Below are 20,384 nucleotides of genomic sequence, written 5' to 3' on the forward strand. Positions count from 1 at the left end.
AAGAGAAAATTGCAATTAAGTATGGGATAAATATTTTGTGGGGTGATTTTGAAATGAGAAAAGAGAAATATATTATTAGAGAAATAAAAGAGACTGAACTTGATATACTTGAAATGATGTTGTTTGGAGCAATATATCTACCAGTTGGAAGTGAGCCTTTGACAAGAGAGGTACTCAAAATACCTGAAATTAGTGTATACATCGATGATTTTCTTAAAAAGAAGGACGATCACTGCTTAGTGGCAGATGTTGAAGGTATTATAATTGGTGCTGTATGGGTTAGGATTTTAGCAGGTGAAATAAAAGGCTATGGGAACATAGATGATAAAACCCCAGAGTTTTCTATTTCGCTGATAAAAGAATATCAAAATCAAGGGATAGGAACATCTTTGATGAAAAAGATGATAGAATACTTGAAGGAAAAAGGATACAGCCAAACATCATTGAGTGTATCCAAAGGTAATTATGCAGTGAGAATGTATAAGGCTGTAGGATTTGAAATTATAGCTGAAAAAAAAGATGACTATTTAATGCTACTAAAATTAATTTAGGTACAGATGGTTCTCGATGTTTTTATATTGTTTTAGGGGCCAGCCAATATTTCCTACAAAATACACATTAATACATATATCCCCAAAACAAATTTTATAAACGTATATATCCATTATTCTATAGTTCGCTACACCAACCTTAGTTTTTGAACTGGAAGAAATTCACCCTTTTAGTTTGCCTAAATCTTCCCCTTTGTGATTGCCGGTTACAACTAAAAGTTATACTTATTTTGTGCAGTAAATTGCAATTGCCTGTGAGAGGAATTCTGCTGTTCCCTCACCATTCTGGTCAATGTTTTTCTTAAAACGTTCATCTCCAACATACATAAGACCAAGGCACTGCAAAATTTCATTTGTACAGTTGTACCATCTTGCTGTGATAAAACTCTGCCACTCTTTAACAAGTGCTTGAACCTCTTCGCTGTCGGGAGCTTTATTATTCATATTGGTAGCGAAGGCTTTTAAAATATCTCTGAATTCCTCGTTTATTTCCTGCCACTGATTTTTACTATAATTGTTACATTTTTTCTCACTTTCGATATAGGCATCAGATTTCCCCCAACGTTCTTTAACCTCTTTTGCATATTTATTTTTGGCACTTTCAATTTCTGTCATATCAAATTCTTTAAAACTCATGTTATTTTCTCCTTTTATTGTATTGTCTACAAGAGTTATCAGATTATCAATTCGTTCACGCTTTTTAATAAGTAACTCTTTGTGATTTTTTAGTGCTTCTGTTTTATTGAATGTAGGATTTGTAATAATATCCTTAATTTCACTAAGCGAAAATTCCAACTCTTTGAAAAATAATATCTGTTGCAATTCAGCAAGGGCATTTTCATCATATAAGCGATAACATGCTTCAGTAATTTGGCTCGGTTTAAGTAATCCTATTTCATCATAATAATGCAGTGTTCTTACTGTAACTCCAGTTAATTTTGCAATTTCATTAATCTTCAATTCCAAAAATCCTCTGTTTCCTTTAAAATATCAATAGTTGGTGTAATTGTAGCTTCAAATATTGTTTTACCCGTCTTTTTAAGATAATGCTTGATTAGATAATAGCCACAAGCATATCCTGCGCAATAAGGCATACCAACTGGCTTTACACCACGCATGGCCATAATTTCATCGCCATAGAGAAATGCTGAAAGTTTATTGAAGTCATTATTGTTCAAACGTTCCCTGTTAATTTGGCTTGGTGAAAATCCACCACCCATACTGCTTGCCATAACAACATCGTAACCACCTGACTGATCCGCTTTAATTGGAATACCAATACATGACCACTTAAATTCAAATGGTTTCATCAGTTCATATCGATAGATGTCATCTCGCTGCTCAAGCTTTGAGGAAATCATTTTTTTATAGATTTCATCGGATCTAATTGCTGTAACTTTCACTTTTTTTACCTCTTTTCTTTTTAGTATAGTTATACAATAAACTATTACGTTACGTTAGAGTCAATAACAAAATTAAATCTAGTGATGCTTTTAAAACTATTAAAGAAGTTATTGAATATATATCTTTAAAAATATAACCAGATGCTTATGTGAATTATCAGGAGTGTCTAGCTCTTGCCTTGTTAGTACCTTTTTTTTAGAATATCCTTAATTTATTCCACAAATCTATTATTTAAAAATGCAAAAAAAATACCACCTGTCAGTTGGTGATATTTTTTTATGCAGTGATATATTATAACTATTTTTTTAGATAATCATATACAACTTTAGGCGTAGGAAGGGTTAAGTTCGTAAGAATATGAGAACAGGATACTATTTCTTTTACAGGTAGGTCATTAAATGGTGCCATAGCATGATCGAATAATTGTAATCTTGCAGGACCAGTCCATGCCTCATTTATAGTAATCTCCGTAATTTGTGTAGATATGAGCTCGCAAATTCTTTGAGTCCCATCATAATTAGGTATAATTTTCAGCATAAAATTAGGTCGGCAAATTTCATTGCGTGCCTCATTTATATCTAAAGATTGGTGTTTATATCCCATCGTAGCAGTTAATACTCTTAATTTTCCGTAATCTAATGTACCAACTAATGTATCTGAATCAACAAATAGTTTTGGATAACCAAGTTTTTTAGGGTAGGCACTAAGTTCTCTACCAACGGCAATAGCCGGATAATTATCTAAATACATCATATGCAAATAGTCACCTTTTATACCATTAAAACTTACAGGAATAACCTGGCCACATTCTGTATAAGCACCTAATCCACTTACATCCGGCATATACATCATTTCAACTCTAACTAAAGGTTCATCTAAATCTAAAGATAAAGGTTCCGGTACAACTTTTAGTAAGGCATCAGCACTTGTACGGTATACTATATTAAGATATTCACGGTTATGAAATCTATAGGGTCCTCTAGGAAATGATGGAGCAGTAAGTGGTGTTGTAATGTGGTTAGATATTTCACTTTCTAACATAAAATGATCACTCTCTTTTCTTATTTATTACTATCAACACATTTTTTTACAAGTACTATATTTTGAAATGCAAATTTTTATACATCCATAATCTTTATATCATTTGGAATAATTAAATTTGCTTCTGTCACGAAATTAATTTCATCAATGGTTGTATCTCCCTGCCATGGTTTGTAAATGCACCGGCTTCATTAAAAAGTTAGTTTGCAAGCACACATCTCCTTTGTTTTGTAAAATTTCTTGCAGAGGTTATTCCTTCACCAGTAGGTCCAGCAATAGTGAATGTTGTAAATCCTTCTGCACCAAAACCTACTCCAGCAAAGGATTTAGCATTCTTTACAAAAATAGTTGTATCTATTTCTTTTTCAAATCTATTTAAATTATCAATATTTTTTGAATATATATATGCACTATGTCGTTTATTTTGTTCCGCTATTTTTGCACACTCTATAGCTTCATCAATATCTTTAACTCTTACAATTGGAAGTATTGGCATCATAAGCTCTGTCATTACAAAAGGATGATTTGTATCTACCTCGCATATTATACATTTTACGTTAGTAGGGACTTCTACATCTATTTGATCTAAAAATAATTTTGCATCTTTTCCTACCCATTTTTTATTTATATCATATTCTAGTTTTTTGTTGCAATTATAACTTTTCTCATCTTTCTTTATTAGTATTAAATCTAATAACCTTGATACTTGCTCTTTGTTTAGAAGTACAGAATTGTTTTGAATCATATTATTTATTAAATCATTTGCTACATTTTCAAAAACAAACACTTCTTTTTCTGCAATACAAGGTAAATTGTTATCAAAAGAACAACCTTCTATGATGCTTTTTGCGGCTTTCTCTATATCTGCAGTATCATCTACTATAACAGGAGGATTTCCGGAACCTGCACCTATAGCTTTTTTACCTGAATTCAAAAGTGTTTTTATTAATCCTGGTCCTCCAGTCCCACATAAAAGTTTTATATATGGGTGTTTCATAATTACACCTAAGGATTCCATAGTTGGGTTTTCTACAGTAGTTACTAAATTTTCTGGACCACCAGAAGAGATGATGGCTCTATTTATCATATCTACAGCAAATGCAACACATTTTTTTGCCCCTGGATGTCCATTAAACACGACAGAATTTCCGGCAGCTATCATACCTATACTATTGCAAATAACAGTTTCCGTTGGATTTGTGGAGGGTGTTATCGCACCTATGACCCCATATGGAGACATCTCTACTACGGTAAGCCCGTGGTCTCCAGACCAAGCTGTAGTAGTTAGATCTTCTGTACCCGGAGTATATTTAGCTGCCAATTCATGTTTTAATATTTTATCTTCATATCGTCCCATTTTTGTTTCTTCTAAAATCATTCTTGAGAGTATCTCTTTATTTTCCAATGTAGCCTTTCTTATACTTCTTATAAGTCGTTCTCTATCTTCTTTATTATAAGAAATAGTCAACGCCTTTTGTGCATATATTGCTTTGGCAATAGCAATTTTAACGTCTTCGAACACTCCTAAATATAAACCCTCATTGTTAGCTTGCTTAAATTCGGTACCTTCAACATTTGTTATTACATTTAAATCTTTTGTTTGTGGTGATACTAATACATCTTTCATCATAGTTTTCCTCCTCGAATAATTAATTTTGCATTTAGTTTTTAATGAATTTCTAGTATTTCAACTAACTACAAAATGATAAAGATAACTGGAAATTATAATAATAGTATAGAATTATTTCTAACCATCGATATTCAATAAAAAATTGGCGTAGTGCTATTCATTTTATAACAAACATGTTTTAGTGAATAAGATGTTTTATTTCTGTACAAATAGGATATTACCACTAATTAAGACAAAAACAGTATATAAATGTAATAAATGTAATGACAGGCATTTTAAACGATACCAAACTACACTAAGGTGAGATATTTTTATCATATGATCTGTAAAGAATGATTCTTCCTAAAAATTCATAGTTTTTAGGCAACTAGATTTTTAATGATTTAAACAAATGTGGTTTGATATGTTTTATGGTACCCATTACAATAAAATCATGGTAAATAATTCGTGGGAGTTGTAAAGGATGAAAAATATATATACTTATATAAGAGTTAGCACCAAGGAACAAAACACAGACAGGCAACATGAAGCCCTAGAACAATATGCTGTATCTAATAACATTGAATATAAAGTTACATTCGAGGATAGAGCAAGTGGTAAGGACTTTGAAAGAAAACAGTATAAAGTATTAACAAGGAAAGGAAAAAAATACATGGTAGAGTTATAGAGGTACTAAAGAATGCTAATGAGAAGGGAATTAAGTTGGGTAGACCTAATTTAAAATTGTCAACTCAATAGAACTAAAATAAAGTGATAAATTAATTACATATTGATATATCTTTCAATATGTAATGTAAGATTTAAGCTATAACAGAACAACAAAATTTATAAGAAGAATCATACTGAATAATTATGGAATAAGAGATGTTATTGCTAATTAGGGTACAGCCAATGAATTCGAAAATGTTGATGCTACACCTATGCTCATATCTACTCTATAGCCTCAATGTGAAATTAACTCAATTGGTATTGTGTTACTTTTAGAATATCACTATACACTTAAAGCCAAGTAATCCCATAGCATTAGATATAGGATTACTTGCGACGAAATATATGAAATTTGTAAAACAAGTGATTAACTCTAACGTAAATCACTTTAATTAATTAACAGTTTCTTTTTTCAGTTTCCAAAATGCCAATACAAAGCTGATTGAGCAAAGACAGATAAATATCACTGTCACAAGTAATAAGTTTTGCCAATCAATAGAAGTTCCCAAAATCAAACTCCGCAGGCAGTTTATAATATGAGTGAAAGGATTTATCATTACCGCAATTTTTAAGCCTCCAGATATACTTTCCATGGGAAATAATGCTGTGCTTGTAAAGAAGATGGAAAGTACAATCAGATTCATGATGGTTTCATAAATTGTTTCATTGGGCAAACACATACTAATAGCATAAGATAACCCCGACATAAAAAATGCCGTAAGAAAAATAAGAGGTATCATCAGAAACAATCCAATAAATCCAGATGCAATACGTACTGACAAAAATATAGATAGAACAAGCATGATGGCTATTTCAATAAATGAAACTAAAACTGCTTCCAGTATTTGTCCCAGAACAATGGAGCTTCGTTTTACAGGCGCTATCAATATCCTGTAGAAGCTACCATTGGATTTCATAATAAAATTGATATAACCGCCGCTACTACAGCATGCGAGTGTAACAAGCACCATGATACCAGGTAGCATAAACGAAGTATAGTTGCCGCCTGATATATTCTTCATGGACTGTTCCGCGATTGAACTATATAATACTAACCAAATAAGAGGCTGTATAATTGTAAGTAGTATTGAAATAGGGTTCTGAAATCGCCACTTTATATTGCGCCATAATATATTTATTATCTCCATTTACTCACCTCTTCGCCATACCCAGTTAACTTCAAGAACACATCTTCAAGGCTGGGCTGTACTATTTCTATCGCCTCAAAAGAGACCCTCTTTTCCAGAAGCCACTTGTTAATATCTTCAAAAGTTTTTCGATCATCTCCAGCATCCGCAAAAATCGAGTATTTACGGATGTTTATTGACGGAAGTATATGTGCTTTAGCAAGTATCTCCGCACATTCTTCCGCTTTTTTCTTCTCATAAAAACCAATGCGGAGTATATTTTGTCTTATATATTGCTTCAGATTTCCAGGAGTTTCCTGTATCAATCCGTGGCCTTCTTTCATAATACAAATTGTATCGCTAAGTTGATCAGCTTCATCAAGATAATGGGTGGTCAAAAAAATCGTTGTTTTAAAATCATCCCGGATTTTTTGAACGATTTCCCACATGGCCTTTCTGGAAGCGACATCCATACCAACCGTTGGTTCGTCTAAAAAAAGTATTTTAGGCATTGATACCATATTCATTGCAATATCCAATCGACGCTTTACTCCGCCGGAATAGGAAGCAACCGGGTATTTCAAATACTTCGACAGTCCGAAACTGTCAATAAGGATGTTTATCCTTTTTTTTGCTGTAACATTGTCCACCTTGTAGAGCCTGCTTTGAAATATCATATTTTCCATAAGAGATAGGTGATCATCAATAGAAACGCGCTGTGAAACACAGGCAATCTGTGTACGAATCCAAGCGGGTTCCTTGCATAAATCTTTACATAACATGGTTACAGTTCCAGATGTAGGCTTGTAAAGTGTTGTTAGTATGTTGATAAGCGAAGACTTTCCTGCACCATTTGGTCCAAGCAAAGAAAAAATTTCTCCGCAGTTTACTTCCAAACTTAAATCGTCTAAGCCCTTGACGCCGTTCTTATACTGTTTAACCAATTTATCAATTACAATTGCAGACATACTATTCCTCCTCTTTAATCGGGAATAGTATTTCTGTAATATACTTTTGGGGATTGCCTTTCAAAAACATTCCCGGACCCTTGATATAGACTTCCCTAAACGGAGGCTGTAATGTTAGGTTATTTTCCCGTGCATAACGGTCAATTGCTTCATATTCGTAATTCATAGTTTCATAAGAACCGATATGAGTAGCACAAACAGCTTTTATCCGCGGAAGTTCTTTTACTGTAATACCATTCCCGTTTGGTGTTTCAACAGTAGGAACACATAATTCCATTTCACCCATTTTTGATTTCTGATCCACCACATAGTAGCAGAAAAATGGTGCACCATTTGATTTGCCCTGAATAGACTTAAACACATTGGGAAATACTTTACTTGCTTCAGTGACAACTCCCTTATACTTCATAAAAGCCACTCTAATAGTTTCGATATCTCTAATTTCAATTTGATAATCCATTTATTCTTCACTTCTCTCTTTCTTAATTGCAATCCAGACTTCTGCATGACCGCCTTTTGAGCCTTTATCGCTAACAGGATAAACTTCTATATCAGGAAGTTCAGCGTATTCGTATCCTGAAACTGGAAGCCATTCTGTAAGAAATCGTTTAAATATAGTTTGAACGGATTCCTTAAAATGACCGTTACATTCAAAGACCACCCATGTGGCAGCTGGTATCTCAAACTCAAACATTCCATCAGGTACAGGTTTATCCGTAGGAGTAGCAATATATTAATAGATATTTTGTGGATTTGTATAGGCTGTGACACCAAAAATACCATGTGGATCTTTGTCTATAAGTCCACAAATTTCAGAAAATAACGTACTTTCAAGCATCCTATTCCAAAATACGGGAACATTTTTTTGGTTTTGGTCCATATCCTCTTGTAATGCTGTCCTAACCCCAACAATTCTAATTGTTTCTTTTGTTTCAATTCTATAGTTCATATTCTCACCTCCTATAACTGAAATTGAAAAACTTATAGGTGAATAAGCGGTTAATAATGTTCCCTTTGTACGTGCAACAGTTGGAGCGACACCATGAACACTTTGAAATGCTCGATTAAAGGATGTTGGGGATTCATATCCGTATTTTAAACCGATATCCATCACTTTCCTATCACTTGTTTGTAATTCAAGCGCTGCTGCCGTCATACGTCTACGGCGTATATACTCGGACAAGGGAATGTCTGCAACGTAAGAAAATATTCTTTGAAAATAATAAGTGGAGCAGCAAGCCATTTTTGCAATTTCATCATAGGAAATAACACCAGTTAAATTGCTTTCTATATAATCAATTACTTCACTTAATTGTTTCATCCATTTCACTTTTACCACCCCTTCTTCTTATATAAAAGTTTAGCACAATGTAAATTATAAAGCCTCTCTTTTGATGTCCAGATTTGTAAACTAATTTTTTAATACTTAATACACAATTGAATTTATAATAAACTTTTTATTTAAATTTACATGTAAATTTCAGATAACTCTTATTTAGGACGGCTTTACTTGAAATTACTCATTATTAAATCATTTACTTAATTATACTATAAAAGCTATTTTATATTTTTAACTTATCGCTATTCGGCAATTCATCTTGGGTAACACTTGTATTTAAATGTTTACCTCGCAGTTCATTTATTAATCCATCTTACCCCAAACGATCATAGATTTTTCTCCAGCGAGTTTATAGGTTGCATTAATGTTATATAATTAAATTATGGTATGATGTCTATATTTAAAATGCTTTATCAAATAAAAGTTGGCAACTAGGATTATTTAAAAGAAGTTATAGAAACACTAGATATAAATGTAGATATAGTAAGAGCAACAGAAGAATGATCGATGGAGGAGATAAGATGAAGGAAGAGTTTATAATCTTAAAAGGATGTAGAGAAAATAATTTAAAAAATGTTTCATTAAATATACCTAAAAGAAAAATCACTATATTTACTGGGGTATCTGGTTCAGGAAAGTCCTCTATTGTTTTTGATACAATAGGAAAGGAAGCAAAACGTCAGTTAAATGAGACGTTTAGTGCCTTTATTAGAAACTTTTTACCAAAGTATGGCGAAGTGAAAGCTGAATATATAGGAAATTTATCTACACCGATAATTATTGATCAAAAAAGAATTGGTGCGAGTTCAAGGTCAACCCTTGGAACGATTACAGATATTAACCCATTCATTAGAATGCTCTTTTCTAGAATAGCTATTCCTCATATAGCTCAACGAAATAAGTTTTCTTTTAATGATATAAGTGGTATGTGCCCAGAGTGTGAGGGCCTTGGCATGAAACTAACTGTAGATATGGATCAAATTCTAGATAAAAATAAATCAATTAATGAAGGTGCTATATTGCTCTCTGGGTTTGGTATTGGTTCTTGGCCATGGAAAATATTTGCTGAATCTGGCTTTTTCGATAATGATAAGAAGCTATGTGATTATACAGATGAGGAACTAGAGAAATTTTTATATGGCCCCCCTGAAAAGATAAAAGTAAATGTTATTGGAACAATGAATATAACTTATGAAGGGTTAATTCTAAAGTTTAATAGATCATATTTAAATAGTGATAAGGAAATGTCTGAGGCTTCAAAGAAAAAGCTTAGTAAATTAACGATGTCAGCAGAATGCCCTCTGTGCCACGGTAAAAGACTAAATCAAGAAGCATTAAGTTCTTTAATTAATGGTTATAACATTTCAGATTTTATGTCAATGCAAATTGATGAACTTATTAATGTTATAGACGAAATTAATTTTAAAGAAGTCTCCACGGTAATTGATAGTATAAAAGAAAAACTCAATAATATTATTGATATAGGCCTGGGATATTTAACCCTTGATAGGGAGACTTCAACACTATCAGGTGGTGAATCTCAGCGCATAAAGATGGTTAAGCATTTAAATAGTAATCTTATAGATTTATTGTATATATTTGATGAGCCAAGTATTGGGCTTCATCCAAGAGATGTTCATAAATTAAATGATCTATTACAAAAGCTCAGAGATAAAGGAAATACAGTTATTGTAGTTGAACATGATCCAGATGTCATAAAAATCGCTGATTATGTTGTTGATGTTGGTCCATATGCAGGTACCAAAGGCGGTAATATAGTATTTGAAGGAAGCTATGATGAATTACTCACATCTGGCACACTTACAGGAAATGCCTTAAAGAGTAGTCTTTCAATTAAAAAAGTTACAAGAAAGCCTAATGGATATCTAGAAGTTAATAATTGCAATACAAATAATCTAAAAAACATATCAGTTAAGGTCCCCAAGGGGGTATTAACGGTTATAACAGGTGTTGCAGGCTCTGGAAAAAGTACACTTATGAAACAGGAATTTCCAAATCAAAATAAAGATGTTATATTAATTGACCAGAGTGCGGTTTCCGCAAATTCTAGATCAAGCCTAGCCACTTATGGTGGAATAATGGATAACATAAGAAAGGGCTTTGCAAAAGATAATAACGTCAATGCATCACTATTTAGTTATAATTCAAAAGGTGCCTGTGAAAATTGTAATGGCACTGGAATAATTGAAACAAACCTTGCTTTTATGGAGAATACTAAAAACACTTGTGAAGAATGCGCTGGTAAAAGGTTCAAAAAAGAAGTTTTAGAATATACTATCCAAGATCAAACAATAATAGATGTTCTAGATATGACTGTTTCGGAAGCTTTAGTATTTTTTAATAATAAACAAATTAAGACAAAGTTACAGTCAATAGAAGAAATGGGAATTGGATATTTAACTTTAGGTCAAACACTTGATACATTATCCGGTGGAGAATGCCAAAGGTTGAAACTTGCTAACGAATTACATAAAAATGGTTCAATATATGTTATGGATGAACCATCAACTGGACTTCACATGTCTGATATAGAAAAATTCATAGGCATAGTTGAAAATATTGTTGATAATGGAAATACTGTTATTATAATAGAACACAATATGGATATTATTAGGAGCGCAGATTGGATAATAGATCTTGGACCAGAGGGTGGTATAAGAGGCGGAAATGTAATTTTTGAGGGGACACCTTTAGAGTTAACTAAATGTAAAGAATCTCTTACTGCTAAATATATATAGTTTAGAGATAAAGTGCATTTTACTAAATATTGTTATTATAACATACAGTACAAATTCTAGTGTTACATTCAGAACATCAATATAATCTAAATATATTAAACCCCATATCATTAGATATGGGGTTACTTGTGATGAAATATAAATATAGTTTTTTATTAGTCTCCTTTTTCAACAATAACTATTGTATAAATATTACTCCATCATTTGCCCCTATAAAATCACTTATAGCATTTGCAATTTTATCTATTTGCCCATAATCTAAAGTGTCCGGAGTATCTGTGGGTTTATGGACTAAATTCTCAACATTTTCTTGTGCTATAAAAACACTGGGAATCCCCATAGATTGAAAATTGACATGGTCACTTAAACCATGCACCACAGTATCTGCAAATCCAATGTTATCCTTTTTAAAAGCAGTTTTTACTGCGCCATATAACTTATTGGAAAGCTCGTTCTTATTCTTTAGAGCAAGTTTTCCTCCTTTTTTAGCTCCTACACAATCTATATTAATGTTATAGAAATTATAATTAGTAGATGTAACAGCATTGACAAAAGCTTGACTCCCCTTTAATCCAACTTCTTCTCCATTAAAGGCACAAAAAATTATATCCGTATCAAATGGTTTTGCTTTAGATTTCTCTTTTAGTTTATGTGCTACTTCTATTAAGGCTGATACCCCCGAAGCATTATCTAATGCTCCCCTAATAATTGTTCCATCCACATATCCTAAATGATCAAAATGAGCTGATATCACTACTGCATTTTCGCTTTTTTTACCTTTTATAACTCCTACAACATTATTAACCATTTTAAGTTTAATATTATTTTCTCCGCCTCTATAACTGCTGTTAACTCCCAGATAATATTTTTGATAATAACTATCATCAAAAAAAGGGTCTAATCCTATGTCTTTAAAAGTTTTCACAATATATTCGCCAGTTTTTTCATTTCCTTTTGAGCCAGTTAATCTCCCCTGAAACTCATCTGAGCATAAAGTAGCAACTGTTTCTTTAATAGTTGGAATCTTTACAGGAGTTTGAACCTGCGATACTTGTACTGATTGTCCATGGTTTCCAGTAGTTGTCTTAGAATTTTGGCTAACTTCTGGAGAAGAACAAGATGAAAAAGTTAGAACCATGGCCAATATAACACTTAATTTTAGTATAGGCTTCATATAAATTCCTCCTAACAGTTTTATATTTATAATTCTTTCCAATATTATTATGGCTATTCAATCATTTCTGTAAATAGTCCTCAAACGAAATTTTATAATCTGGGTAATCTCCCTTTCTATCATCATCTTTACAATATAAAATCCTTGTTTTCTCAAGATTTAGCTGCAATCCTGAAAATGACCCCCTTAGAATGGCCAATAAAAAAAGATAACTCCTGTTCACAATACAGAAATCATCCTCTTAATCTAGCGCAAACTTTACTTGAATTGACCTTAACAAAGTACCGATTATTATTTCATAATCTTTTGATTATCATCCTTGTGTGGTGAATTTTTATTTTCTATAGTATTAATCATGTCTTTAATTGCATTTACTACGTACTGAGGTTGGTCTATATATATATAGTGTCCAGAATTTGGAACTGGTATTCTTTTAGAATAATTAGAGCAGCTAAGCCAATCTTCTTGTTCTGCGTTTACAACTGCTTGATATATGGGTCCCATACCTTCATCATCTGCTGATAGGTAAGTTAATGGTACATTTCTAAGTACATCTCCTGCTTGGTACACCTGCTGCTCACTTTGTAATACTTCATCTATTGTGCCATCCGCTTTAGTAAACTGACCTAAGAGAGATTCTTTCAGTTCTGGCATATTTGAATTAATGAAATTCATCGCATCCCCCATAACATTCTTTCCTGAACCATCTACCATAATTATGCCTGCAACCTCTTTTCGATACAATTTTGTAAATTCAACAGCATCTAAACTAGCTATTGAATGAGCTACTAAAAGATAAGGTGCTTTAACACCTTTTGCTCTTAAAAGGGCATGTAAGTTACGAGCTTTATCAATGGCTGTTTTGCCATTACCTTTTTCAAATATTGAGCTATCATATGATACTGAGCAAAAATTATTATTCATCAATAGTTGCCTATCTTTATCATTTAATGGTTCTCTATTGGCAGTGTCATCACTTTTTCCAAGCCCTGCTCTATCATATGTTACTGTTCTTGCATATTTAGATATTTCCTGTTGAATTTCTCCCCAACCTTTTTGGGGATCACTTTCAGTATTTATACCATCATTATAACCTGAATCAAACACTACAGAAACCTTGCCCTCTCCCGCTATTTTAGTATATAGCCCGAAATCGCCTATGCTTACCTTACCTTCAAATTGATTATTATCTTCCTTAGCATATGCATTTATTGAGAATGACCCCAACATTAGTGTAGCCGCTACTACAGTAGATATAAGCTTTTTTGATACATTTCCTCTCATTTTAACGCCCCCTTATATTTTTAAAAATAAGATAGTTAAATATACCTTACATATAAGAATATACCATATTTTATATTTTAATTCCATAAAATTGTATATTTTGCAATTTTATGGAAAATTAAAAAAAGAGTTGTTAAAAAACAACCCTATTTTTAACCCCTACGACTTAAGCAGAGAATGACTTATTATTCTCTGCGTTAATTCTGGTTTCTTCTTATTTCTTTACCCAAACATGGGTGATTTCCCCAAATGCAAATTTGCGATAATGGTTTGCTTCTTTGTAAGCTTCGTTTATATAGTCTTTAGTTTCTTGTGTGTAAAAATCATTGGGATTGGGGGTAGTAAGTTGCGTTAATTTACATTCAATAATTAGTCTGGCTTCTTTGAAAGACATATCACCGGAAGGAGTTTGAACCCTTGTCAATTCAACTTCTTTCATTTTTTCACTATCTCTTCCTGATTTACTTCCCAAAAGGAGCACTTGTTCCTTATATTCATTCGCGAAGTAAGACAGCGTATATGTTTGCTCTTTTTGAATTATTTCAAGCGTATAACGGTCTGCTCGAAGAATACACCAAGTGGTGGGCTTTTTGAAAAGAGTTCCCAAACCACCCCCACTGCCTATCATGGAATTATAATGATCTTCCTTGCCCGCAGTAATAACCGTAAATTCTTTTCCTACCAACGGACCTACCAACGTAAGTACATTGTCGCATATCTCTTCCGTAGAAATTTGTTTAAATAATTGATCAAAATTCATCTCTTTGACATTTACATGATTTATTTTTTCTTTCATTTTTTCTCCTTTTATGTCTGGTCTATTTATAGTATTATTATATATATTATATAACGGTTTGTTCTGTAGATTGTGTATTGATTTACTTAAATTTACACATTTAAAATTCTCACCTCTCGAAAAAGAATAGTTATGTTTCCTTGGCAACATAACCATTCTATCACTTTATTGTTTCCTTGTCAATAATAAAGGGGGCTGTATCATACGCTGATGTTTCAGCGTTTTGATACAGCCCCTTTAGGCTACTTTTTTATACAACCCCATTATTCAGAATCATTTGGATTTTTTATATCTACACCTTGCTTCTTTATTTCTGCATCCAAATGCCTACTATACTTTTCCACGAAGCTAAGCATGATATCAAATTGTTCCTCGGTTACCTGTTCAAATACGGCTTTATCCCGCTCTTGAAACTCTTTGTGCAACTGCTCATGGACTTTGTTAATTACTTTCCCTTGCTCAGTAAGCCTAAAATAGATTTCTTTCTTATTATCCGGTTTCTGGTAGCTTTCGATAATGCCTTTTTTTATGAGCTTTTTAGTCATTTTACTTATGGCACCCCTAGTCATATAAAAGGACTCCGCAAGTTTTGTCACGTTTGAATCTACATTTCTTCCAATGTATTCGATGCAATGTACTTCAGAAGACTTATAGCCCTTAAGACTGTCTTTCATCTTAACCTTATTAAGCGAAACTATCTTGTTTAATAAGTCCCTGAAACCCATTATGACCTGTTCTTCTTTGTTCATGGCCTAACCTCCCACCCGTTAGTGTATTAACAATATTATATTATACTTTTGTTTCTATTTCAACAATGTTAAAGTAATTATTCTAAGCATTGAGCTACATCTGAAAAAATAGAGACAAAGTCGTATAACCATTCATCATTCGTGTTATTTCTATGATATTAGCAGATTATATAGAAAAAAGACATTACTGCCTTTTTAAGTTGATGACCAATCTGGCCCACAAGGACGGAAAAGCGATACTGGAGCTCAAGGACCTTCCGGTCCACAAGGACCGAAAGGCGATACTGGAGCTCAAGGACCTGCCGGGCCAAGTAGTTGTGAATGCTGTTTACCAAGTTTAAGAGTAGTTTTAGGTTATCTATTTAGCGTTAGTGCAACTAACATAAGGGTTGAAACAGTAGCACCACAACCACCTGTAACTAATGACAGCATAGATAGATTTTATCCTGATGCAAATGATGCATCCACAGCGGTATTAGTTCAATTTAAAGATGGAACAATTGTATCTCTTTGTGAAATTGAGTTAATACAAGCTTCCGCTTTAGTAGATAGTTCTTCCGATAAAGTACCAGATGCATTGAAAGTTGCTTTGGATAAAACTATTAAAGATATGTCAGATGCTTGTAAGCAATGTTGCTCTGAACAGCTAAGATTATTGTTTGAAGATAATATTAGTAAAAGTGTTGCTAATATAGATTCAAATAGAGACAATATAATATCAGGCAACAACACTGTTTTAGCAACTGGTGCAAGTTTAGCATTAATTGACATTCCTGGAACCGATGGAGCTGCAGTTAATTTATGTTTTGTGTCTTCAGTAAAATTCTAGTATAAAATATTTTGTATTTACTTAGTAATAGATCATTAATACCTTTAAAATATCTATTTGGGTAGATTCAAATAGGGTTCAATGGACATAATTGTAAAACTGGTCACATGCTGGAACTAATATTCAGCATGTGCCTAAACACTTCTCAAATTTATTAGATCAAAAGATCTTATATCGTTCATGTAAACATAAGTACGAAGGAATGTTGATTTTTCTTCCATATTTCCGAAAACCATCTAATAAGTTCAAAAGAACCTTCTTCATAGTAATTGATCCCCAATTTCTCATAATACTCGATCTCATCATAGGAAAATATATGTTCCACTTCTTGAAACAAATCATATCCTCCAGAAAAATAAATATCTCTATCAATTCTTTTGTCATGGAAAAACTCATTAGCATCTCTTGTCATAGAAAACGGATAGAAAATCCAGATGTAAAGCCTTCATTAAAAATGAAACATCTCAAGAAATTGAGAGTGCTTGGGATAATTCATTACTTATTATTTTCAGAATAAAATTTTAAAGCTTCTCCAATAAATTTAGATGCACCAGTGCCATATTCCTTATCGATTACTTTTATATACGTAGGATTTGATAAATAATGATCAGCTGTATAACCCCAATAGTTATCTCCAACATCCACTTTTAAAGATTCAAGACTCTTTTTAGTTATAGCTGCAATTTTCTCAACAATTTGTTGAATCTCTTTTGAAGAAGAATCTTTACTTAAGTCAGATGTAAGCTTTTCATATAATGTATTTATTTTAGGCAGCTTATCTGCCAAATAATTTTTTAGGGCTTCTCCGATAAATTTAGATGCACCATTTCCATATTTCTTATCAACTTCTTCTATCCACTTAGGATATACTAAATAAATTTTTACCATAGAGTACCAATAATCATCCCCATTATCCATTTTGAAAATTTCATAATCTTTTTTAGCTATATTTGTTATTTCTTCAGCAATCTGTTGAATTTCCTTTGAAAAAGGGTCTTTACTTAAGTCAGATACAAGCTTTTTATATAGTTCTTTTAATTTAGGATGCTTATCTTCCAAGCAATCTTTTTTAAACTTATCATATTGTTCTTCTTTAATAAACATATCACTATTAAAATTTTTCTTCATAGCTTTAACATATTTTTTAATACTTCCATATTCCTTTATAGCCATTTTAGCAATCTCAGCTTCCTTAGATTTACACATTCCAATAAATTTATCATATTTATCCATACTACCATAAGATTTAATTATAATATTTTTGTGTTCAGTTTTAAATTCTTCTAGTGCATTATAATATTCACTCATATCAAATTCTTCAAAACTCATTGTGGTTTCTCCTTTTAATGTTTTATTTACAAGTTCTATTAAACCATTCAATCTGTTGCGTTTTAGTATAAGCAATTTTTCATGACTTTTTAGTGCTTGCATTTTATCAAAGTGGGCACTAGCCATGATTTCTTTAACTTCTTTTAGTGGTATATCAAGTTCCTTAAAAAATAAAATCTGTTGCAAGGTTTCAAGAGCTTCATCGTCATAAAGTCTGTAACCTGCGTCTGTAAAATTGCTTGGTTTTAACAATCCGATTTTATCGTAGTAATGTAGCATGCGCACACTTATTCCTGTCAAATCCGAAACTTGTTTTATTGTTTTCATTGCTGCACCTCCAACTTTGACTTTAGAGCTATCAATACTGTTTAATACTCGCCGTCTATGAGTTTTGCCAATGTCGTTAAACTCTATTTTTATATTACACTATGACATTGTGTTAGGGTCAACACTTTTTTACTTTTTTTTTAAGAGCATAGAGCATCTAATTTAGTTAGACAAAGTAGCAAAACAAATTATATCCATGATTTATTAATATCCCCCAGGGAGTTTTTCTAAGGAGCTTGCGACTGCGGTTGCTATTAACGCTGTGAAAGTCACTGTGGTACTATTTGTGATTTTAAGTGTTATTTCTATGATAAATACGTACAATATGATAATAGGGCAAATTACCATATTAGAATAAAAGAAAATCAAAAGGGGGATATTATGAAGGCAATTGTTAAGGGTAAGGTAGCTGTTAACAAGTCAGTGGAGAAAGCTAAGAGCGTCAAGGCAAAGTCCAAGATAAAACCTACAGAAAGTATTGGTAGACAAGGAAATCTTAAAAAGAAAAAGAAAGGGAAATAATTTCTTGATGTAAGTAATAAATATGGTAAAGAACAAAATTTAGAGGAAGAATAAACAAATACATGGAAGAACATGCTATTTGGGAAACGCATATAATAAATATTACATTTAAAAAACCATATGTTGCTTCTTTGATTTATAAAGGTTAATGTTGCAATAACCCCTATTAAGATCATTGTCATCTCAAGTAACCCCCTATCATAGATATGGGGTTACTTGAGATGACATATAAGAATAATCTTTATTATTAATGACTAGAAATCACACTAATTAAGAACCTATTTTTTTAAATGTACCTTTGTCTATTTGTAATTTCTACTATTTATTTTTCTATAGTTATCCCTGTATTTTTTGTTTTATAATTCTTAAAAGTTTTCTCTAATTCTTCAAGAGATATACCAAGTGTTTCTGGTACACATTTATATACAAATATCATACCCATAGCACCTAACACTACAAATACCATAAATGAACCAGATAAACCTAACCCTTTTAATATTGTAGGGAAAAGAAGGCCAATAAAAAAGTTAGTGGTCCATAGGAAAAATACTGCAATACCCATTCCTAATCCTCTTATTCTTATCGGGAAAATTTCGGCTAGTAATAACCAGACTATTGGTCCAAGACACCCTTGGAAGAAAGCTAAGAAAATCACAGTAAATATAAGTACAACGTATGGAAGCATACTTGAACCCGCTAACGTATTTGTAAGAATAGACATTGCAAGCATAGTTAAGGTAGTTCCAGAAAGTCCTATTAATAATAATGGTCTACGACCAAATCTATTTGCAAAAAATTTCATATAGATAACTGCCGCAATAACAGACATTAATCCATTTGCTATATTAGCTATTAATGCCATTCGAGTTCCAAAACCGGCTTTTTCCAAAATTGTTGTTCCATAATACATCATTATATTAATTCCTGGGATTTGTTGTGTAACGGCTATTCCGATTCCAATTAATACAATGTGGCGAATCCATGGAGTATTTAAATCTTTAAAAGTAGCACACTCTAAATTTTTTTCAGATTGAATAACTTGTTCTATTTCTTTAATTTCCTCCTCTGCATCTTCTTCATTACGAATCTTTCTTAAAATCTCCAATGCTTGATAAAATTTTCCGTTAGCGGCTAACCATCTCGGGGTTTCAGGAACTGTTAATATTCCAACCCATAAGATAATTGCTGGGATAGTAGCAATGACTATCATATAGCGCCAAATACCAGGAGTATCAAAAACATTTCCTAAAATAGCATTCAATATATAAGCTAATAGTTGTCCAATAACAATCATAACTTCATTTTGGGTGACAATACTTCCCCTTAAGTGCGTAGGAGATATTTCAGCTAAAAATGTTGGTACAATAACTGATGCTCCTCCCACCGCTAGTCCTAATATAAATCTACAAAAGATTAAAATTGATGCACTAGATGAAATTGAGCAACCTAAAGTTGCAAAGACGAAAACTATAGCAAGAAATTTAATTATTGTTTTTCTACCGTATCTATCAGATAAACGTCCTCCTACTACTGCACCTATAGCTGCACCAAATAATAATCCGCTTGTAACAAGTCCTTCAGTGATAGTGTTTAAATCCAATTGATCCTTTCTAGCCATATATCTTAAGGACCCATTGATTACCCCCGTATCATATCCAAATAAAAGTCCACCCAAAGTTGATATAAAAGCTATTTTGCTTAGGAATTTTTTTTTCTTAAGATTTTGTTCCATACTAATTCCTCCTACTTCATAATTAGTAGCTTGTTAAATTCAGAAAGCATTGGTTTCCCTAACTTTTAACCGGTAAACTTTTATATTTCCCTTCATTGTAGTATAGTAAAAATAC

22 protein-coding genes are annotated in these 20,384 nt (G+C 32.3%); 6 read left to right on the forward strand and 16 right to left on the reverse strand.

Annotated elements, in window-relative coordinates; all coding sequences use genetic code 11:
• The first annotated feature begins 53 nt into the window (after positions 1-53).
• Positions 54-551, forward strand: coding sequence for a GNAT family N-acetyltransferase (locus KTC92_RS07200; RefSeq protein ID WP_220287624.1), 498 nt, complete (start codon positions 54-56; stop codon positions 549-551).
• Between the two features lie 225 nt (positions 552-776).
• Here the strand turns inward: KTC92_RS07200 and KTC92_RS07205 are convergent, their stop codons facing one another.
• The 4 genes from KTC92_RS07205 to KTC92_RS07220 all read right to left on the reverse strand — a co-directional run bounded on the left by KTC92_RS07205 (position 777) and on the right by KTC92_RS07220 (position 4,626).
• On the reverse strand, positions 777-1,511 hold the full coding sequence (locus tag KTC92_RS07205) for a MerR family transcriptional regulator (protein WP_220287623.1): 735 nt from the start codon (positions 1,509-1,511) through the stop codon (positions 777-779).
• Complete coding sequence (locus tag KTC92_RS07210; protein ID WP_220287622.1) at positions 1,508-1,954, reverse strand: DUF2268 domain-containing putative Zn-dependent protease; 447 nt, start codon at positions 1,952-1,954, stop codon at positions 1,508-1,510. The genes KTC92_RS07205 and KTC92_RS07210 overlap by 4 nt, the downstream gene beginning before the upstream one ends.
• Before the next feature lie 298 nt (positions 1,955-2,252).
• The gene (locus KTC92_RS07215) at positions 2,253-2,996 is read right to left on the reverse strand and encodes an acetoacetate decarboxylase (protein WP_220287621.1); all 744 of its coding nucleotides are present in this window, start codon (positions 2,994-2,996) and stop codon (positions 2,253-2,255) included.
• A gap of 199 nt (positions 2,997-3,195) precedes the next feature.
• On the reverse strand, positions 3,196-4,626 hold the full coding sequence (locus tag KTC92_RS07220; protein ID WP_220287620.1) for an aldehyde dehydrogenase family protein: 1,431 nt from the start codon (positions 4,624-4,626) through the stop codon (positions 3,196-3,198).
• Positions 4,627-5,089: 463 nt separating this feature from the next.
• Between KTC92_RS07220 and KTC92_RS07225 the strand changes: the two genes are divergently transcribed.
• Positions 5,090-5,293, forward strand: a complete 204-nt coding sequence (locus tag KTC92_RS07225) for a recombinase family protein (RefSeq protein WP_216304650.1) — start codon at positions 5,090-5,092, stop codon at positions 5,291-5,293.
• Between the two features lie 433 nt (positions 5,294-5,726).
• On the opposite strand, the gene KTC92_RS07230 is transcribed toward KTC92_RS07225, so the two are convergent.
• Genes KTC92_RS07230 through KTC92_RS07245 form a run of 5 tightly spaced genes read right to left on the reverse strand, consistent with a single transcriptional unit; the run spans position 5,727 to position 8,750 of the window.
• Entirely contained in the window at positions 5,727-6,482 is a 756-nt protein-coding gene (locus KTC92_RS07230) for an ABC transporter permease (protein WP_220287619.1), read from the reverse strand.
• Positions 6,473-7,429 (reverse strand): ABC transporter ATP-binding protein, encoded by a 957-nt coding sequence (locus KTC92_RS07235; RefSeq protein ID WP_220287617.1) that lies wholly within the window; start codon positions 7,427-7,429, stop codon positions 6,473-6,475. The genes KTC92_RS07230 and KTC92_RS07235 overlap by 10 nt, the downstream gene beginning before the upstream one ends.
• Position 7,430: 1 nt before the next feature.
• Positions 7,431-7,889, reverse strand: a complete 459-nt coding sequence (locus tag KTC92_RS07240) for a GyrI-like domain-containing protein (RefSeq protein WP_220287615.1) — start codon at positions 7,887-7,889, stop codon at positions 7,431-7,433.
• Positions 7,890-8,159 (reverse strand): effector binding domain-containing protein, encoded by a 270-nt coding sequence (locus KTC92_RS18585; RefSeq protein WP_309137250.1) that lies wholly within the window; start codon positions 8,157-8,159, stop codon positions 7,890-7,892.
• A gap of 3 nt (positions 8,160-8,162) precedes the next feature.
• A complete protein-coding gene (locus KTC92_RS07245; protein WP_309137251.1) occupies positions 8,163-8,750 on the reverse strand; it encodes a helix-turn-helix domain-containing protein in 588 nt (195 codons plus the stop codon).
• A gap of 539 nt (positions 8,751-9,289) precedes the next feature.
• Between KTC92_RS07245 and KTC92_RS07250 the strand changes: the two genes are divergently transcribed.
• Complete coding sequence (locus KTC92_RS07250) at positions 9,290-11,527, forward strand: excinuclease ABC subunit UvrA (RefSeq protein WP_220287613.1); 2,238 nt, start codon at positions 9,290-9,292, stop codon at positions 11,525-11,527.
• Between the two features lie 178 nt (positions 11,528-11,705).
• Here KTC92_RS07250 and KTC92_RS07255 read toward each other — a convergent pair whose 3' ends face one another.
• The 4 genes from KTC92_RS07255 to KTC92_RS07270 all read right to left on the reverse strand — a co-directional run bounded on the left by KTC92_RS07255 (position 11,706) and on the right by KTC92_RS07270 (position 15,530).
• Positions 11,706-12,701, reverse strand: coding sequence for a M28 family peptidase (locus tag KTC92_RS07255; protein ID WP_258280734.1), 996 nt, complete (start codon positions 12,699-12,701; stop codon positions 11,706-11,708).
• Positions 12,702-12,992: 291 nt separating this feature from the next.
• Positions 12,993-13,985, reverse strand: coding sequence for an alpha/beta fold hydrolase (locus KTC92_RS07260; RefSeq protein WP_165414767.1), 993 nt, complete (start codon positions 13,983-13,985; stop codon positions 12,993-12,995).
• A gap of 214 nt (positions 13,986-14,199) precedes the next feature.
• On the reverse strand, positions 14,200-14,781 hold the full coding sequence (locus tag KTC92_RS07265; RefSeq protein ID WP_220287611.1) for a flavin reductase: 582 nt from the start codon (positions 14,779-14,781) through the stop codon (positions 14,200-14,202).
• 263 nt (positions 14,782-15,044) lie between these two features.
• Positions 15,045-15,530, reverse strand: a complete 486-nt coding sequence (locus KTC92_RS07270) for a MarR family transcriptional regulator (protein WP_220287609.1) — start codon at positions 15,528-15,530, stop codon at positions 15,045-15,047.
• Positions 15,531-15,682: 152 nt separating this feature from the next.
• On the opposite strand from KTC92_RS07270, the gene KTC92_RS07275 reads away from it, so the two are divergent.
• A complete protein-coding gene (locus KTC92_RS07275) occupies positions 15,683-15,871 on the forward strand; it encodes a hypothetical protein (protein WP_220287608.1) in 189 nt (62 codons plus the stop codon).
• 236 nt (positions 15,872-16,107) lie between these two features.
• Positions 16,108-16,359: a hypothetical protein gene (locus KTC92_RS07280; RefSeq protein ID WP_220287606.1), complete on the forward strand. Its 252-nt coding sequence runs from the start codon at positions 16,108-16,110 to the stop codon at positions 16,357-16,359.
• 178 nt (positions 16,360-16,537) lie between these two features.
• On the opposite strand, the gene KTC92_RS07285 is transcribed toward KTC92_RS07280, so the two are convergent.
• Both KTC92_RS07285 and KTC92_RS07290 read right to left on the reverse strand, forming a co-directional pair.
• Positions 16,538-16,771, reverse strand: a complete 234-nt coding sequence (locus KTC92_RS07285; protein WP_220287604.1) for a hypothetical protein — start codon at positions 16,769-16,771, stop codon at positions 16,538-16,540.
• Between the two features lie 83 nt (positions 16,772-16,854).
• On the reverse strand, positions 16,855-18,015 hold the full coding sequence (locus KTC92_RS07290) for a MerR family transcriptional regulator (protein ID WP_220287602.1): 1,161 nt from the start codon (positions 18,013-18,015) through the stop codon (positions 16,855-16,857).
• A gap of 381 nt (positions 18,016-18,396) precedes the next feature.
• On the opposite strand from KTC92_RS07290, the gene KTC92_RS07295 reads away from it, so the two are divergent.
• Positions 18,397-18,537: a hypothetical protein gene (locus tag KTC92_RS07295; protein WP_216304528.1), complete on the forward strand. Its 141-nt coding sequence runs from the start codon at positions 18,397-18,399 to the stop codon at positions 18,535-18,537.
• A gap of 322 nt (positions 18,538-18,859) precedes the next feature.
• Here KTC92_RS07295 and KTC92_RS07300 read toward each other — a convergent pair whose 3' ends face one another.
• Positions 18,860-20,269 carry a sugar porter family MFS transporter gene (locus KTC92_RS07300; RefSeq protein WP_220287600.1) on the reverse strand — a complete coding sequence of 470 codons (1,410 nt, stop codon included), beginning with the start codon at positions 20,267-20,269 and terminating at the stop codon, positions 18,860-18,862.
• Positions 20,270-20,384 lie beyond the last annotated feature (115 nt).

This window comes from Clostridium sp. CM027 (assembly GCF_024730565.1).
Taxonomy (GTDB): Bacteria; Bacillota; Clostridia; order Clostridiales; family Clostridiaceae; genus Clostridium_AD; species Clostridium_AD estertheticum_B.